Source organism: Nocardiopsis sp. iso_238 (assembly GCF_056173325.1).
The window spans coordinates 3,433,218-3,448,237 of the sequence record NZ_CM149668.1; the positions used below are offsets into that span (position 1 = coordinate 3,433,218).

11 protein-coding genes are annotated in these 15,020 nt (G+C 73.1%); 9 read left to right on the forward strand and 2 right to left on the reverse strand.

Annotated elements, in window-relative coordinates:
* The first annotated feature begins 166 nt into the window (after nucleotides 1-166).
* The 8 genes from AC0VYL_RS15410 to AC0VYL_RS15445 all read left to right on the forward strand — a co-directional run bounded on the left by AC0VYL_RS15410 (nucleotide 167) and on the right by AC0VYL_RS15445 (nucleotide 11,588).
* On the forward strand, nucleotides 167-1,198 hold the full coding sequence (locus AC0VYL_RS15410) for an ABC transporter substrate-binding protein (RefSeq protein ID WP_475480554.1): 1,032 nt from the start codon (nucleotides 167-169) through the stop codon (nucleotides 1,196-1,198).
* Between the two features lie 99 nt (nucleotides 1,199-1,297).
* Nucleotides 1,298-2,599 carry an alanine racemase gene (locus AC0VYL_RS15415; protein ID WP_475480555.1) on the forward strand — a complete coding sequence of 434 codons (1,302 nt, stop codon included), beginning with the start codon at nucleotides 1,298-1,300 and terminating at the stop codon, nucleotides 2,597-2,599.
* A 151-nt stretch (nucleotides 2,600-2,750) separates the two neighbouring features.
* Entirely contained in the window at nucleotides 2,751-3,341 is a 591-nt protein-coding gene (locus tag AC0VYL_RS15420) for a GNAT family N-acetyltransferase (RefSeq protein WP_475453639.1), read from the forward strand.
* Between the two features lie 178 nt (nucleotides 3,342-3,519).
* A complete protein-coding gene (locus AC0VYL_RS15425) occupies nucleotides 3,520-5,067 on the forward strand; it encodes a pyridoxal phosphate-dependent decarboxylase family protein (RefSeq protein WP_475480556.1) in 1,548 nt (515 codons plus the stop codon).
* Nucleotides 5,064-6,383, forward strand: coding sequence for a lysine N(6)-hydroxylase/L-ornithine N(5)-oxygenase family protein (locus AC0VYL_RS15430; protein WP_475480557.1), 1,320 nt, complete (start codon nucleotides 5,064-5,066; stop codon nucleotides 6,381-6,383). The genes AC0VYL_RS15425 and AC0VYL_RS15430 overlap by 4 nt, the downstream gene beginning before the upstream one ends.
* Before the next feature lie 47 nt (nucleotides 6,384-6,430).
* Nucleotides 6,431-8,251 carry an IucA/IucC family protein gene (locus AC0VYL_RS15435; RefSeq protein WP_475480558.1) on the forward strand — a complete coding sequence of 607 codons (1,821 nt, stop codon included), beginning with the start codon at nucleotides 6,431-6,433 and terminating at the stop codon, nucleotides 8,249-8,251.
* A gap of 26 nt (nucleotides 8,252-8,277) precedes the next feature.
* Nucleotides 8,278-10,164, forward strand: coding sequence for an IucA/IucC family protein (locus AC0VYL_RS15440; RefSeq protein ID WP_475480559.1), 1,887 nt, complete (start codon nucleotides 8,278-8,280; stop codon nucleotides 10,162-10,164).
* Nucleotides 10,161-11,588 (forward strand): glutamine synthetase family protein, encoded by a 1,428-nt coding sequence (locus AC0VYL_RS15445; protein ID WP_475480560.1) that lies wholly within the window; start codon nucleotides 10,161-10,163, stop codon nucleotides 11,586-11,588. The genes AC0VYL_RS15440 and AC0VYL_RS15445 overlap by 4 nt, the downstream gene beginning before the upstream one ends.
* Nucleotides 11,589-11,644: 56 nt before the next feature.
* On the opposite strand, the gene AC0VYL_RS15450 is transcribed toward AC0VYL_RS15445, so the two are convergent.
* A complete protein-coding gene (locus tag AC0VYL_RS15450) occupies nucleotides 11,645-12,208 on the reverse strand; it encodes a dihydrofolate reductase family protein (protein WP_475480561.1) in 564 nt (187 codons plus the stop codon).
* Between the two features lie 245 nt (nucleotides 12,209-12,453).
* Between AC0VYL_RS15450 and AC0VYL_RS15455 the strand changes: the two genes are divergently transcribed.
* Nucleotides 12,454-13,071: a Uma2 family endonuclease gene (locus AC0VYL_RS15455; RefSeq protein ID WP_026129323.1), complete on the forward strand. Its 618-nt coding sequence runs from the start codon at nucleotides 12,454-12,456 to the stop codon at nucleotides 13,069-13,071.
* Between the two features lie 60 nt (nucleotides 13,072-13,131).
* Here the strand turns inward: AC0VYL_RS15455 and menD are convergent, their stop codons facing one another.
* A complete protein-coding gene (gene menD / locus AC0VYL_RS15460) occupies nucleotides 13,132-14,850 on the reverse strand; it encodes a 2-succinyl-5-enolpyruvyl-6-hydroxy-3-cyclohexene-1-carboxylic-acid synthase (protein ID WP_475480562.1) in 1,719 nt (572 codons plus the stop codon).
* Nucleotides 14,851-15,020 lie beyond the last annotated feature (170 nt).

The following is a 15,020-nucleotide window of genomic DNA, read 5'->3' on the forward strand; positions in this document are numbered from 1 at the left end:
GCAGACCTAAGTTAGGTTTGCCTAGCCACACTTGGATGATCTAAGTTTGCCACGGTTCACACCAGAGAGTCACCCCGTCCGACCGTTCGTCAAGTTCTGGCAGCTCGTCGCGCAACCTCGACGGAGCGGCGCCGGGACCGCCCACACCCCTCCGGGAGCCCCCACCATGAACCACCACCTCCTCCCCCGCCGCTCGGGGATGGCCGCTCTGGCGGCGGTCTCCTCACTGGCACTGCTCACCGCCTGCGGCGCGGCCGGTCCCGGAGAGGACGCCGACGGAGGTGACGGCTCCGGTGACGGCGGGACCGCCGAGGGATTCCCGCTCACGGTCGACCACGCCCTGGGCTCCACCGAGATCCCCGCCGCCCCGGAGCGGGTACTGCCACTGGACTCCACGTACGTGGACGCCACCCTCGCCCTGGGCGGGAACGTGGTGGGCTACACCCAGATCGCGGAGAACCAGGACGGGCTGCCCGAGTACCTGGTCGAGAGCGACTGGAACACCGGCGGGGCGGACGGGGCCGAGTCGGTCGGCCTGCTCTGGGAGATGAGCCCCGAGTTGGTCGCGCAGACCCGGCCCGACCTGATCCTGTCCGCCGAGGTCCGCCACGGCGACGCCTACGACCAGCTCACCGAGGTCGCTCCCACCGTCATGTCCGAGGACACCGGGGTCTCCTGGAAGGACAACCTGCGTCTGACCGGTGAGGCCATGGGCCAGGCCGAGGAGGCCGAGCGCCTGATCACCGAGTTCGAGGACCGCGCGGCCGCCATCGGTGAGGAGATCACCGAGGCCCACGACGGAGGGGCTCCCACGGTGTCCGTGGTCCGCTTCGCCGGGGACGCCGAGGGCGTGCGGCTGTACACGCGCAACTCCTACATCGGGGTGATCCTGGACGACCTGGGTCTGCCCGCCAGCGAGCACACCGAGACCGACTCCGAGGAGATCGCGACCTATCACAGCCCCGAGCGCCTGCTCGACCTGGAGGCCGACCGGATCCTGGTGGCCACCTACGACGACGGCGCGGGCGAGGTGGACGAGTCCAAGGACGACTACGTCACCAACCCCCTGTGGGACCAGCTGGAGGGCGAGAAGACCGACGTGGACGACGACTACTGGATGTCCGGCGTGGGCCTGATCTCCGCGCACGCGGTCCTCGACGACGTGGCCGAGGTCTTCGACGTCGACCCGCAGCACTGACCATCCCCCGTGGGGCCCGGGCTCCGGGCCCCCTTTCCCTGCCCTGACCCGCGCACGCTCCGTGCGCGGACCCTGACACGCCGAAAGGGCACCACCACCATGGAACCGCCCCGCTCCTTCGAGCACACCCCCGCCCTGTCCCCCGACGCCCTCCCGGAGGCGGTCCGCGTGGCCGCCCTGGAACTGGCCGACTCCCCCGGTTCCGGGTACGTCTACGACCCCGCTCTGGCCGCCGACCGGGCGCGGACCCTGCGCGCGGCCCTGCCGGAGTGGGCCCGGGTGTACTTCGCGGTCAAGTCCAACGGGTTCGCCCCGGTGCTCTCCCACCTGTCCGAGGCCGTGGACGGCTTCGAGGCGGCGTCGTTGAGCGAGGCCCGCACGGCGCTGGCGGCACTGCGCGAACGTGACCGGCGCGAAGGAGTCGACGGGGGCGCCGAGCCCGGCGAGCGGATCGCGGTGAGCGGTCCGGGCAAGACCCCGGAGATGCTGTCGGGTCTGGCCCGGCTGCGGGCCGAGCGGGGCGCCGACGTGGTGGTCAACGTCGAGAGTGAACTGGAGCTGCGCCGGGCCGCCGCCGCTGCCCGGGCGGCGGACGTCGTGCTCCCGGTCACCCTGCGCGTGAACCCCGAGCGGGTACCGGTGAGCGGGTCCCTGGTGATGGGCGGGGCGCCGAGCCCCTTCGGGCTGCCGGAGCCCCGTGTACCGGAGGCGGTGGCGGCCGCGATGTCCCTGCCCGAGCTGGACCTGGTGGGGTTCCACGTCCACGCGGTGAGCGGCAACACCGACGCCGTGGCGCACGCCGCCTACGTGCTCTGGTGCCTGGAGTGGGCGGCGGAGACGGCCAGGCGGCACGGCGTGGACCTGCGCGTGGTGGACGTGGGCGGCGGGCTCGGCGTTCCCTTCGAGGAGGGTGACGGCGAGTTCGACCTCACCGCTTTGGGCGCCGCCCTGGCCGCGCTGCCCGACCCGGGTGTGGAGGTGGTGTTCGAGCCCGGTCGATGGATCGCGGCGCCGACCGGCTGGTACGCGGCGCGGGTGACCGACGTGAAGTCGGCCTACGGCGAGCACTTCGCGGTGGTGCGCGGCGGCATCAACCAGTTCCAGCTGCCCACCTCCTGGGAGATCAGGCACAACTTCGCGGTCGTGGAGGGCGGGGACTGGCCCCGGGACCTGCCGCGCCCCGGTGTGGAGGGGGTCTCGGTGACGGTCTCGGGAGAGCTGTGCACGCCGGAGGACGTGCTGGCCAGGGACGTGCGCGTGGGTGCGCTGCGCGCGGGTGACGTGCTGGTCTTCCCCAACGCGGGCGCCTACGGCCACGAGTTCGCGATGCCCGCGTTCCTGGCGCATCCGGGGGCTCCGCGGCGGACCGTCGACACCCGCCGGACCCGCCCGCAAACGTGAACTTGAGCACTCCATCCGGGCATTGACTTGATTAGGTTAGCCTGCCCTAATTGAACCCGGCCACATCACGTAACCGCAACACCACAGTCGCTCCGGCGACACACCCCACTCCCCCGCGGCACCCCGAGGACCCGACGAAGGAACGCCCCCGATGCCCGTGACACCCGCTCCCACGGCCGAACCAGCACCGGACGTCCAGTGGCACCTGGAGAACCTCCGGGGCCACGACGTCCAGGCAGACCCGCAACCCTGGGTCGAGGCCTACGAGACGGTCTACGCCGCCTCACTGCACCTGCCCGACCACCGGGACCCCACCTTCGGGGAACGCCTCGCGTTCAGCGCCTCCCGGCCGGGCTTCCGCCTCACGGCCTGCCGGGTCGACGGCGAGCTGGCCGGATTCGCCTACGGGTACACCCTGCCCGCCACCACCGGCTGGTGGGACGGGTTCGAGCCCCGGCCCGGCGTCGACGCCGAGGAGACCGCCCGGGAGCACCCCGGCCGTACCCTCGCCCTGTGCGAGGTCCTGGTCCACGACCGGTTCCGCGGCCGAGGTGTGGCCCGCCGGGCCCTGACCCTGCTGATGGGAGGCCGCCGGGAGGAGCGGGCCGCCGCACTGGTGGCCGAGGGCAACACCCGCGCCCTGGAACTCTTCCTCGCCAACGACTGGCGGCACGTGGGCGATGTCGCCCCGCACCCGGGATGGCGCAGGCACCACGGTCTGGTCCTGCCCCTGCGCCCCTGACCGGGAACGCGCTCCGACCCCACCCCACTCGACCCGGCCCGCACCGTCCACCGATGGCGCGCGCCCGACACCGCGGCTCCTCCTCCGAACCGTCCGGCACGGCAGCACCCCGGAACGGCCGCCGCACCCCCACCCGCCCCGCGCGTTCCGCACCCGGACCCACAGGAGCCCGACACCCATGCCCATCACACAGAGTGACTCGACTCTGACCATGAGCACCTCCGGTGACAGCGAGACCGACCCGCCCGTTCCCCTCCTCGCCTCACGGCTGGCCGGGGCCCCCGGCGGGCCCGCCACGGTCGCCGCCCTCGTGGGCAGGGCCGCCGAGTCGCTGGCCAGCGCCGCCTCCCTCCGAGGCGGCCCGCTGCCCGCGCACGGCCCCGCCGAGGTGGCCGAGCGGGTCCGCGCGGCGCTGGGCCCCCTCCTCCCCGAACCCGACGTCTCCGCCGAGGCCGTGCTGGAACGCCTCACCCACGCCCTGGCCCTCGGCGCCGCCGACCCCGCGCACCCCCACTGCGCGGCGCACCTGCACTGCCCGCCCCTGGCCGTCGCGGTCGCCGCCGACACCGTCGCCTCGATCCTCAACCAGTCCATGGACTCCTGGGACCAGGCACCCGCCGCCACCGCCCTGGAGACCGAGGTGGTGGCCGAGCTGGCCGGACTGGTCGGCTACGACGGGTCCGGCGCCGGTGGCGTGATCACCTCCGGCGGCACCGAGTCCAACCTGACCGCCCTGCTCCTCGCCCGTGACCACGCCCTGCCCGGAGCGGGCCGCCACGGGCTGACCGGGACCTCCGGGACGGCCCGGCCCCGTGTGCTGTGCGGGGAGGTGGCGCACTTCTCCGTGCAGCGCTCCGCCGCCCTCCTCGGGCTGGGCGAGGACTCCGTGGTCACCGTCGAGGTGGACGAACGGCACCGCATGCGGCCCGAGGCACTGCGCGCCGCCCTCGAACGCGTCCGCGCGGACGGCGACACGGCCGTGGCCGTGGTCGCCACCGCCGGCACCACCGACCTGGGCGGCGTCGACCCGCTCGACGCGGTCTCCCGTGTCTGCCGGGAGTCCGGCGTGTGGCTGCACGTGGACGCCGCCTACGGTGGCGGCGCACTGTTCTCCCCGCGTCTGCGCGCCCTGCTCACCGGGATCGCGAACGCCGACTCGGTCAGCCTGGACCTGCACAAGCTCGGCTGGCAGCCGGTGGCCGCCGGAGTGCTCCTCACCCGCGAGCGCGCCCTGTTCGCACCCCTGTCACGTTCGGTGGACTACCTCAACCCCGCCGACGACGAGGAGGCGGGCTACCCGAGCCTGCTCGGGTACTCGCTGCGCACCACCCGCAGGGCGGACGTCCTCAAGATCGCCGTCACCCTGCGCGCCCTGGGCACCGACGGGCTCGGCCGACTCGTCGAGGCCTGCCACGACCTCGCCCTGGAGACCGCCGCCCTGGTCACCGCACGTCCGGAGCTCGAACTCCTGGCCACGCCCAGCCTCACCACGGTGGTCTTCCGCTACCGCGCCGGAGAGCACTCGGACACCGTCAACGCGCGCCTGCGCCGCCACCTGCTCGAACGGGGCCGCGCCGTGGTCGGCCGCACGGCCGTGCGCGGACGGGTGTGGCTCAAGCTCACCCTGCTCAACCCCGACACGACCGCCGACGACACCGCCGCGCTGCTCGACGAGGTGGCCAAGGCGGGCGCCGACGAGCGGACCGTCCCCGAGGAGTCCCGTTGACCCACCCGCACGACGGCCCCCGCGTCCACGACCTCGTGGGGGTCGGTCTCGGCCCGTTCAACCTCGCCCTGGCCGCCCTCTCCGACGCGGTCCCCGGGCTGTCCGCGCGCTTCCTGGAGGCCCGCCCGGACTTCTCCTGGCACCCCGGGCTCCTGCTGGAGGGGGCCCGCCTCCAGGTGCCCTTCCTCGCGGACCTGGTGAGCATGGTGGACCCGACCAGCCGGTGGTCGTTCCTTTCCTACCTGCGCGAACACGACCGCCTGTTCCCCTTCTACTTCGCCGAGCACTTCCACGTGCCCAGGCGCGAGTACGACGACTACTGCCGGTGGGTGGCCCGCAGCCTGGACTCCTGCCGTTTCGACGCCGAGGTCACCTCGGTGCGCGCGGAGGACGACGTGTTCACCGTCGAGTACACCCGGGCCGACGGTTCCCGTGAGGCCGTGCGCGGACGCGCCCTGGTGCTCGGGATCGGCACCGCCCCGGTGCTGCCCGAACCCCTGCGCGAGCTGGAGGGCGCACGCGTCCTGCACGCCGCCGACTACCTCGACCACACGGCCGCGCTGGCCGGGGCGGGCGACGTGACCGTGATCGGCTCCGGACAGTCGGGCGCCGAGGTCTTCCTCGACCTGCTGCGCTCCCCCGACCACCGCGACACCCGGGTGCGCTGGCTGACCCGCTCGCCCGCCTTCGCCCCCATGGAGTACTCCAAGCTCGGCCTGGAGCACTTCACCCCCGACTACACGGCCTACTTCCACGCCCTGCCGGAGCCGGTACGGGACCGTCTGGTGCCCGAGCAGTGGCAGCTCTACAAGGGCGTCAGCGCCGACACCATCGCGGAGATCCACGACGTGCTCTACGAGCGCGGCATCGGCGGCGGCGAGGTCGGCGCGTCCCTGGCGGCCCAGTGCGAGCTCGTCGGCGCCCGCGCCGAGGGGGACGGCTACGAACTGCGCTTCCGCCACCGTGAGCAGGGGCGCGCGTTCACCGTGCGCACCGACGCCGTGGTGGCCGCCTCGGGGTACGTCCAGCGGGCACCCGCATTCCTCGCGCCCGTGGCCAAGTTCCTGCGCACGGACGCGCGCGGGCGCCACGTGGTCGGCCCCGACCACCGACTGGAGACCGACCCCGCGCTGTCCGCCCCCGTTCACGTGCAGAACGCCGAGCTGCACACCCACGGCGTCGGCTCCCCGGACCTGGGGCTGGGTGCCTGGAGGGCCGCCACCATCCTCAACAGCCTCACCGGACGCACCGTGTACCGGCTCCCCGAGCGCACCGCCTACCAGACCTTCGGCGTGCCGGGCGAGGAGCGCCGGTGACCAGCCAGTCCACCACACCGACCGACCACCGGACGGAAGGGAACCCCTTGACCCAGACCGCACCCGCCACCACCGATCCCGCGGACCCCGCCACCACCGACGCCGAGACCTGGCGCCGGGCCGGGCGGCGCCTGCTCGCGCACATGGTCGGTGAGATGGCCTACGAGGAGATGGTGGTTCCCGAGGCCGCGTCCGATGCCGTCCCCGGATCCTCCCCCGCCTGGACGCTGGCCGTGGACGGCGGCGTCTCCTACGTCTTCACCGCGCGCCGGGGCGGGTTCGGTTCCTGGCACGTCGACCCCGACTCGCTGGTCCGACGCACCCGGGAGGGTGAGGAGCCCGCCTGGGACCCCTCCCTGTTCGTCACCGACGCGCAGGCCACCGTGGGCCTGCCCGGCGACTCCCTGGCCGAGGTGGTCCGAGACCTCCTGGCCACGCACGCGGCTGACGCCCGGCTGATCTCCTCCGCCCTCGGCGCCGCCGATCTCGCGGACCTCCCGTACGAGGACCTGGAGGGACACCAGACCGGCCACCCCTGCATCTTCGTCAACAAGGGCCGCCTGGGGTTCTCCGCGGCCGACGCCGCCCGCTACACCCCCGAGGCCCGGGCTGCGTTCCACCTCGTGTGGATCGCGGTCCACCCCGACCTCGGGGGCTTCCAGTCCATGGCCGACACCGAACGGCACGGCCTGCTCGCACGCGAACTCGACGAGGACCAGCGCTCCGGGTTCGCGGCGGCCGTGCGGGCGCGCGGCGGCGACCCGGACGCCTTCCTCTGGATGCCGGTCCACCCCTTCCAGTGGGACGAGGTGGTCGCCCCGCTGTTCGCCTCCGAGATCGCCCTCGGCCGGGTGGTGCGGCTCGGCCTGAGCCGGGACCGCTACCGCCCCTTCCAGTCCATCCGCACCCTGATGAACCTGGACCGGCCCGACCGCCTCAACGTCAAGGTGCCGCTGATGATCCGCAACACCCTGGTGTGGCGCGGACTCTCGGGGACCCAGACCGGGTGCGCCCCGCACACCAGCACCTGGTTGCGCTCGCTCGCCGAGCGCGACCCGTACTTCACCGAGACCGGGGTGATCATGCTCGCGGAGCGCGCCTCAGCGACCGTCCCCCACCCCGTGTTCGACCGAATGCCGCAGGCCCCCTACCGCTTCCACGAACTCCTGGGCACGATCTGGCGCGAGCCGATCCACGGCCACCTCGCCCCCGGGGAGCGGGCCCGCACCATGGCCTGTCTGCTCCTGGAGGGCTCCGACGGGCGGGCGCTGGTGACCGAGCTGGTCGAGCGCTCGGGGCTGGAGCCGCAGGTGTGGCTGGAGCGGTTCCTGGGAGCGCTGTTCCCACCGGTCCTGCACTACCTGCACCGCTACGGGGCCTCGTTCACCCCCCACGGCGAGAACGTCGTGCTGGTCTTCGACAGCGCCGAGACCCCCGTACGCGTCGCCCTGAAGGACTTCGGCTCCGACGTCGAACTCCTCCCCTTCGACCTGCCCGAGTACGCCGAGATCCCCGACCACGTGCGCTCGGTCCTGCACCGGTGGAAGCCCGAGGAGCTGGCCCATTCGGTGCTGTCCGCGATCTGCGCCGGCCACCTGCGGTTCCTCGCCGACATCGTCGAACGCCAGCTGGGCGTACCCGGGGAGCGGCTGTGGCGGCTCGCCCGCGAGCAGGTCCTCGCCTACCAGGAGCGCTTCCCCGAACTGGCCGACCGCTTCGCGATGTTCGACCTCCTCGCGCCCAGGGTCGGCCGGGTCGCCCTCAACCGCGAACAGCTGATGGGCGGCGGCTTCCACGAGCGCGCCGAACGCGACGCCGAGTTCGACGTCATGCACGGGCTGGTCGACAACCCCCTCGCCCAGCCGTGACCACCACCAGCCCGGAGAACCCGCCTATGCCCACCCAGAACCCGACCCGTGCCCAGGCTCCGGCCCGGCCCCGGGACCCGGCCGCCTCCCCGGACCCGCTTCCGGTCCCCCCTGAGCTCACCGCCGAACACTGGGACCGCGCCAGCGACCGCCTGGCCGCCAAGATGCTCGCGGAACTCTGCTTCGAGTACGCCCTGCGCCCCGAACCCGAGGGCCCTGCTCGGTGGCGGGCCCGCGTGCACCCCGGCGCCGCCTACGTGTTCGAGGGGCGGCGCACCACCATGGACGGCTGGCGGGTCCGTCCCGGCACCGTCGAGCGCGAGGCCGCCGACGGCACACGGACCGCCGCAGGGCCCTTCACCCTCCTGCGCGACCTCGGCGCGGCCGGGATCGTCGACCCGGCCGTGGAGGCGTTCACCGTCGGGGAGCTCACCGCCACCCTCAGCGGGGACGCCCGCCTGGCCTCCTCCCGCACCACCAGCGCCGCGCTGGCCGAGCTCCCCCACGCCGAACTGGAGGGGCACCAGACCGGACACCCGTGGATCTTCGCCAACAAGGGCCGGGTCGGCTTCTCCGCTCGGGACCGCGCCCTGTTCCCTCCCGAGGCCCGGCGGCCCGCGCGGATGCCCTGGATCGCCGTGCACCCCTCCCTGGCCGAGCACCACGGTGTCCCGGGCCTGGACCAGGAGGCCCTGCGCGCGCGTGAGCTGGGGCCCGAGCTGACCTCCGTGTTCACCGACCGCCTGGAGCGGGCCCTGCGGGGCTCCGGGTCCGCCGCGACGGAGTTCGTGTGGCTTCCGGTCCACCCCTGGCAGTGGGACGAGGTGGTCGTGCCGCTGTTCGCCGCCGAGATCGCCCACCGCCTCGTCGTGCCGCTGGGTGAGGCGGACGACGACTACCTGCCGCAGCAGTCCATCCGCACCTTCACCAACCTGGGCCGTCCCGACCGGCTCAACGTCAAGCTGTCGCTGGCCATCCTCAACACGATGGTCTACCGGGGCATCCCCACCGAGCTGTGCCGGGCCGCGCCCGCCAGCACCGGGTGGGTGCACGCCCTGCGCGACCGCGACCCCTTCCTCTCCGAGCGCTGCCGCGTGGTGCTGCCCGGCGAGGTCGCGGCGGTGGCCGTGCGCCACCCCGTGCTGGAGGAGATCCCCGACGCCCCCTACCGGCACCGCCAGCTGTTGGGCGCCCTGTGGCGCGAACCGGTCACCGAACGGCTCGACCCGGGTGAGCGCGCCCGTACCCTGGCCGCGCTGTTGCACGTGGACGGCGAGGGGCGGGCCCTCGTCACCGAACTCGTGGAGCGCTCCGGCCTGGGAGCCGAGGAGTGGCTGCGCGCGCTCTTCGCGGCCCTCCTGCCGCCGATCCTGCACCTGCTCTACCGGTACGGGCTGGCCTTCAACCCGCACGGGGAGAACGCGATCGTGGTCCACGACGGGCACGACCGCCCGGTCCGGCTCGCGGTCAAGGACTTCGTGGACGACATGAAGCTCCTGGACACCGACCTGCCCGAGTACGCGGACCTGCCCGGGGAGACCCTGGGCGTGCTCATGCGCTTCGACGCCCGGGAGCTCACCTCCTCGGTCGCGAAGTCCCTGTTCGTCGGCCACTTCCGCTACCTCGCGCCATTGGTCCAGGAGCACCTGGACGTGCCGGAGGAGCGGTTCTGGGACCTGGTGCGCGCGGAGGTCACCCGCTACCAGGAGGAGTTCCCCGAGCTGGCCGCGCGCTTCGCGATGTTCGACCTGCTCGCGCCCGAGTACGAGCGCGTGTGCCTGAACCGGGAGCGCCTGCTGGGCGACGGCTACCACGACCGGGCCGAACGCGACGCGGAGTTCCACCTGGACGCGCCGCCCGTCCCCAACCCGCTGTACCGAGCCCCTGGGACCAGCGCCGGGGAGGCCCGGTGAACCCGCTCGTCGGCGGCGGACTGCCGCCCCTGACCGAGACCCTGCCGCCCGCCCCACCGCCGCCGCCCTTCCCGGTGCCCCTCGACCGCCTGCGCGCCGACGTGGAGTCGGGCGCGATCACCGACGTGATCGTGGCCCTGCCCGACCTCCAGGGCCGGGTGCAGGGCAGCCGGATCAACCCCCGGGACTTCCTCTCCCGGACGCTGGAGACCGGCTTCGACGCCTGCCAGTACCTGCTCGCCACGGACGTCGAGATGGAGGCGCGCCCCGGCTACGCCGTCGACCCCTGGGACGGAGGGCTCGGCGACCTCTCCGTGCTGCCCGACCCCGGCACCCTGCGCTACCTGCCCTGGGACCCGGGCACGGCCCTGGTCCTCGGGGACGCCCGCGACGCCGCGGGCACCCCGGTTCCGGTGGCGCCCCGGCAGGTGCTGCGCACCCAGCTGGACCGCCTCTCCGAGCGCGGCTGGCACGCCCTGGCCGGGACGGAGCTGGAGTTCCTGGTGTTCCGCGACTCCTACCAGGAGGCCTTCGAGGCCGACTACCGGAACCTGACCACCGCCACCCGGTTCAACTCCGACTACGCGGTGCCCGAGGTCACCGAGATCGACCCGCTCATGCGGCGCATCCGCACCGCCATGGAGCGCACCGGGATGACCGTGGAGTCGGCCCGGGGCGAGTGCCACCCCGGCCAGTACGAGATCGTCTTCCGCTACGACGACGCCCTGCGCACCTGCGACAACCACGTCGTGTACAAGGCGGGGGCCCGGGCGCTGGCAACGCAGGCCGGGGTAGCGCTGACCTTCATGGCCAAGTACGACGGCGGCGAGGGCAACTCCTGCCACGTGCACCTGTCGCTGCGCGACGGGACCGGTCACCCGGTCTTCGCCGACGACGGCGCGGGCCGGTACGGGATGTCCAAGCACATGGAGCACTTCGTGGCCGGGCAGCTGGCCTGCGCCCGCGACTTCGCCCTGCTGTACGCGCCCAACGTCAACTCGTACAAGCGCCTGTCACCGCAGGCCTACGCGCCGAACACCGTCACCTGGGGTCTGGACAACCGCACCTGCCCGGTGCGGGTGATCGGATCGGGCGAGTCCGCGCGGATCGAGTTCCGGGTGCCGGGCGGGGACGCCAACCCCCACCTGACCGTGGCGGGCATCGTCGCGGCGGGCCTGTACGGGATCGACCAGGCACTGCCCCTGCCCGAACCCACGCGGGGGGACGCCTCGGCCAGCGGCGCCGCCCGCCTGCCCGCCTCCCTGGAGGAGGCCGTCCTGGCCTGGGAGGACAGCGAGATCGCCCGGTCCTGCTTCGGCCCTGAGGTGGTGCGCAACCAGGCGGCGGCGGGCCGCGCCGAACTCGCGGCCTTCTCCGCCACCGTCACCGACCTCGAACGCCGCCGCCACTTCGAGCGCGGCTAGGTACGGGCGCCCCGCCGGACCGTTCCGGCGGGGCGTCGGTCCCTCCGCTCTCGCGGTCAGCGTGCCACGCGGTAGCGGAGGTAGACGATCCCCCCACCGACGGTGCGGGACTCGACGAGCCGGAGATCCGTCCGGCGCTCGCCCCGGGGAAAGAACGGGATGCCGCCGCCCACCAGCACCGGGTACACCCGGAGCCGGAACTCGTCGATCAGGCCCAGATCGGCCACCTGGGCTGCCAGGGTCGCGCCGCCGACGGCGATGTCGCCCTCCCCCGGACCGGCCCTCAGCCGTGCGATCTCCTCCGCCGGACCGACGGACGCCAGACGGGTGTTGCCGCGTACCTCGGACAGCGTGGAGGAGAACACCACCTTCGGGAGCGCCCGCCAGATCTCGGCGAACTCGACCGTCGAGTGGTCGTGTGCCGGGTTCTGGTCGACGGTCTCCCAGTAGGCCATCGTCTCGTAGAGGCGTCGTCCCAGCAGGTAGACGCCGACCCGGCGCACCTCGTCGGTGGCGAGGGCGAAGACCTCCTCGTCCGGTACCGACCAGTCGAAGGAGCCGTCCGGCCCGACGATGTAGCCGTCCAACGACACACCCATCGAATAGACCACGTCGCGCATCGCGCCCTCCCTCGTGACGGTCCCGACAGTATGACCGTCGAACCCCGCGGAACCCGTCACGACGCGCGCCGACCTCGACACCACCCCCCGGGGGGACTCGGGCGTGTCCTCGGACCCGTGGTCGACCGGCGACCCCGGGTTCTGGTGCATGCTCTGGGTAGGAACAATCGCGAAAAGCGACACCAGGGACAGCGGGGATGGCTACGGTGAGCGACAAGAACGATCCGACGACCGAAGGCAGTCACATGTCCGCTCCGACAGTGGCCGAGCAACAAGCGCCAGAGTTCGAGGACACCGTGGTCCTCCCCATGCCGCCGCAGGACGGCTTCACCGCTGACGACCTCGACCGTATCCCGGATCTTCCGCCGCACACCGAACTCATCGACGGAAACCTGGTACTGGTGAGCCCCCAGAAGCTGTTCCACATGCTCGTACTCAAACTGTTGGAACGTGAACTCGACCGGTGTGTGTCCGCCGGGCTGCGGGTCGCGAGGGAGTTCACCATCAGACTCTCCGAACGGCAGCGGCCGGAGCCGGACCTGATGCTGGTCCGTACGGACGCGTTCCAGAAACTGGAACAGACCTGGTTCCCGCCGGAGGCGGTGGAGCTGGCGGTCGAGGTGGTCTCCAAGGAGTCGGAGGTACGGGACCGTGAACGCAAGCCCGAGCTCTACGCGCGGGCCGGTGTGCGCTTCTACTGGCGCGTCGAGCAGGACGGGAACGACGCGGTGGTCTACGAGTACGAGAAGGACCCCGCCAGCCCGTCGGGCGACTACGGCAGGCCGACCATCCACCGGAAGTCCCTCAGGACCTCCGTTCCGCTGAAGTTGGAGTTCGACCTGACGAACATCCTGGACCGCTGACCCGGCGCGCGAAGGGGGAGGCACGGTGCTCCGTGCCTCCCCCTTCGTGTGACGCTCCCGCTAGGACAGGGCGCCGAGTGCGTGGTCCACGGCGTCCTGGATACGGCGCCGCAGGGCCGCGCTGCCCGCTCTGGTCGTGCGGACCTCCACCATCCGCAGACCCTCTCCGAGGAGGGCCTTGGGCAGGTCGGTGGCCCACTCCACCCGGGTGTACGGCAGGTCCGCCACGGCCGCCACCCGCTCCATGGAGACGCCGTGCGGGGTGCCGAACACCCGCTCGAAGTCGGGGTGGCCCGCCTGTTCCAGGCCCGAGAAGATGCCGCCGCCGTCGTTGTTGACGACGATGACCACGAGGTCGGGGCGGGGCTCGCCCGGGCCGATGATCAGGCCGTTCTGGTCGTGCAGCATCGCGAGGTCGCCCAGCAGGGCGTAGGCCTGGCCCTCGCCCTCCTTCTGGTGGGCCAGGGCCGCGCCGATCGCCGTGGACACCGTCCCGTCGATCCCGCTCACACCACGGTTGCCGACCAGGCGCACCCCGCAGCGGGCGCCCATGGTGGCGTCGAGGTCCCGGATGGGCATGCTCGCACCGGCGAACAGCAGCGAACCCGCGGACAGCTGCGAGACGAGGTCGCGGGCCAGGCGCGGCTCGGACAGGGTCTCCTCCGCGTCCAGCACCCCGTCGACGGCCTCGCGGGCGACCGCCTCGGCGCGCTCCCACGAGCGCGACCAGTCGGTGCGGCGCGGGTGCGCCCAGTCCAGGCCGGCGGGCGGGGCCACGGCCGCGACCACGTCGGTGGCGGTGCGCGCGGGGTCGGAGAAGTCGTCGGCCAGGCTCGCCGCCGGGTCGCCCAGCGATCCGGCCGTGACCACCACGTGGCGGTCGGCGCGGCGCAGGAACGCCAGGACCTGGCGGGACAGGTTGGGCCGCCCCACGCTCACGACCAGCTCGGGGGTGTGCTCCTCGGAGAACCCCGGCGAGGCCAGCAGCTGCCGGTAGGTGGAGACCGCGCCCGCCCGGCGCGCGTTGGAGGTGGGTTCGGCCAGCAGGGGCCAGCCGGTCACCTCGGACAGGGCCAGGAAGGGAACGGGGTCGTAGTCGCCGTCCCCGCACACGATCACGCCGCGCTCCACGTCCGGCAGGACCAGCGGCGCGGGTTCGGTGAACGGGCCGGGACGCGAGATCCACGGGCGGCCGTCCGGACGGCCGTCCAGGGGCGCCGTCCAGGTCGGGGCGGCGGAGGGCTCGTCCGGGGTGAGCGGGTCGCGGAAGGCCACGTTGAGGTGGACGGGGCCGGGGCGGCCTCCGGTCGCCGACGCCCAGGCCCGACAGGACAGGGAGCGCCAGTAGGCCACCATGCCCGGGGCCGGGTCGGGGGTGCCGACCTCCGCGAACATGCGCACGGCACCGCCGTACAGGCCGATCTGGTCCACCGTCTGGTTGGCGCCGGTGCCGCGCAGCTCCGGGGGCCGGTCCGCGGTGAGCACGAGCAGCGGGACCCCGCTCTCGTCCGCCTCCAGCACCGCCGGGTGGAAGTTGGCTGCCGCGGTGCCGGAGGTGCACACCACCGCCACCGGGCGGCGCGAGGCGCGGGCCAGGCCTAGGGCGAGGAAGGAGGCCGAACGCTCGTCCACACGCACGTGGACCCGGATGCCGGGGTGGGCGACCAGGGCCAGCGCCAAGGGCGTCGAGCGCGATCCGGGAGCGACGACGGCCTCGACCATCCCGCAGCGGGCCAGTTCGTCGACGAGGACCCGAGCCAGGGCGGTAGACGGATTCATCAGAGTCTTTCGTTCGTCAAGGTATGTACCAGTATCCCCGTGCGGTGCGACCCGGTCGAACGGGCCCGGACCTTCCAGTGAACCCCGTTCGGTTCCGAAGGGCGAGCGATCCCGGCTGTGATCTCCTGCCCACAGGCGTCGGACGCACGTCACCCGGGACACCGGTCACC

Excerpts from the sequence above, each read along its gene's own strand:
- AC0VYL_RS15410 (WP_475480554.1), top strand. The coding sequence starts at position 167 with ATGAACCACCACCTCCTCCCCCGCCGCTCGGGGATGGCCGCTCTGGCG.
- AC0VYL_RS15415 (WP_475480555.1), top strand. The coding sequence starts at position 1,298 with ATGGAACCGCCCCGCTCCTTCGAGCACACCCCCGCCCTGTCCCCCGAC.
- AC0VYL_RS15420 (WP_475453639.1), top strand. The coding sequence starts at position 2,751 with ATGCCCGTGACACCCGCTCCCACGGCCGAACCAGCACCGGACGTCCAG.
- AC0VYL_RS15425 (WP_475480556.1), top strand. The coding sequence starts at position 3,520 with ATGCCCATCACACAGAGTGACTCGACTCTGACCATGAGCACCTCCGGT.
- AC0VYL_RS15440 (WP_475480559.1), top strand. The coding sequence starts at position 8,278 with ATGCCCACCCAGAACCCGACCCGTGCCCAGGCTCCGGCCCGGCCCCGG.
- AC0VYL_RS15450 (WP_475480561.1), bottom strand. The coding sequence starts at position 12,208 with ATGCGCGACGTGGTCTATTCGATGGGTGTGTCGTTGGACGGCTACATC.
- AC0VYL_RS15455 (WP_026129323.1), top strand. The coding sequence starts at position 12,454 with ATGTCCGCTCCGACAGTGGCCGAGCAACAAGCGCCAGAGTTCGAGGAC.
- menD (WP_475480562.1), bottom strand. The coding sequence starts at position 14,850 with ATGAATCCGTCTACCGCCCTGGCTCGGGTCCTCGTCGACGAACTGGCC.